Origin of the sequence: Nonomuraea longispora (assembly GCF_004348345.1) — a bacterium.
Lineage (GTDB): Bacteria > Actinomycetota > Actinomycetes > Streptosporangiales > Streptosporangiaceae > Nonomuraea > Nonomuraea longispora.
This window is the reverse complement of record NZ_SMJZ01000433.1, coordinates 1-1,299: the sequence shown is the minus strand read 5'-3', so window position 1 is coordinate 1,299 and position 1,299 is coordinate 1. Positions and strand designations below refer to the sequence as shown.

The following is a 1,299-nucleotide window of genomic DNA, read 5'->3' as shown; positions in this document are numbered from 1 at the left end:
GCACCCCCACGTACGGACTGGCGGGCCCCATCCCGCTGTTCGCCCTGGCCGCCACCCGCTACCTGCACGACACCGGCCTCACCTCCGAGCACCTGCACGCCGTCGTCGCCCAGTCCAGGCGCAACGCCGCGGCCAACCCCCGTGCCCTGCGCCGCGACCCGCTCACCCTCGACGCCTACCTGGCCAGACCGTACGTCTGCACCCCGCTGCGCACGGTCGACTGCTGCCAGGAGACCGACGGGGCGTGCGCGGTGCTGGTCAGCGCGGTGCTCGACGGGCCGCGCGTGCACGCCGTGGTGCGCGGGGGAGGGCCGGGCTGCTCGTCGATGGACCGCGCGCCCGACGTGAGCACGATCTTCTCCGCGTACGTGGCCCCCATGCTCTGGGAGGCCTCCGGAATGCGGCCCGCGGACGTGGACGTGGCTCTGCCGTACGACGCCTACTCGTGGCTCGTGCCCGGGCAACTGGAGGACTTCGGCTTCGTGGCGCGCGAGGAGCTCGGAGCCTACCTGCTGGAGGGGCGGCACGCCTGGGTGAACCCGCACGGAGGTCTGCTCTCGGAGGGGTACGTGCACGGGCTGAACAACGTCGCCCAGGCCGTCAGGGAGCTGCGATCGGGGCGCTCGGTGGCGCTGGTGACGGGGTTCGGCGGGAGCTACGGAAGCGCCGCACTGCTCGTGAGCTGAAGAATCGGCTGAAAAGCTGAAGGTCCCTTCGACGAGTACGGAGTGGTCAACGCACCGGCACAGGGTCGCGGCGCTCGACACCGAGTGGGCCGACCTCCACGGCCACTCGCCCGAGCGGCGTCGAGCTCGGCACGATAGCGACCCGCGAACCGGGTACGGCGCGCCCGCGCGGAGACGGGGACAGCGCGCCTAAGCAGTCCGTGTGAAACGGGAGTGATACGCCTCGGCCTCCCTCAGGCTTAGGAGGGGCCGCGCGGCCAGCCATGCCGCCGCCCCCGCCGGATCTCCCGCCGTGACCGCACCCTCCAGAAGGCCCCGTACGGCATCGCGTACGGGGCCTTCCGCCGTGAGCACACCACCGGCCAGCACGAGAGGACTCCCGGGTTCGTGCACCAGGGAGGCGGTGCTCGCCAGCCTGGCAGCGGCCTCGGCCACGACGGACACCGCCACCGGATCGCCGCCCACGGCCGCCTCGCTCACCAGCGGGGCCAGCTCGGCCAGCGCGAGGGGCGGCCGGGCGTGCACCGCGGCGGCCAGCCGTGTCCCCGGATCACCACCCGGGCCATCGGGCAGCAGCCGCCGCAGAACCAGCTCCGCCAGCAACCCCCACCCG

At 73.5% G+C, this 1,299-nt stretch carries 1 protein-coding gene and 1 pseudogene; one reads left to right on the top strand and one right to left on the bottom strand.

Going from position 1 to position 1,299, the window contains the following annotated elements; all coding sequences use genetic code 11:
- Positions 1–686 (top strand): thiolase C-terminal domain-containing protein (locus E1267_RS43785; protein WP_425465132.1); only part of this gene is annotated, 686 nt, incomplete at its 5' end.
- A 189-nt stretch (positions 687–875) separates the two neighbouring features.
- Here E1267_RS43785 and E1267_RS45220 read toward each other — a convergent pair.
- Positions 876–1,299, bottom strand: a pseudogene (locus tag E1267_RS45220) (ATPase); the annotation flags it as partial.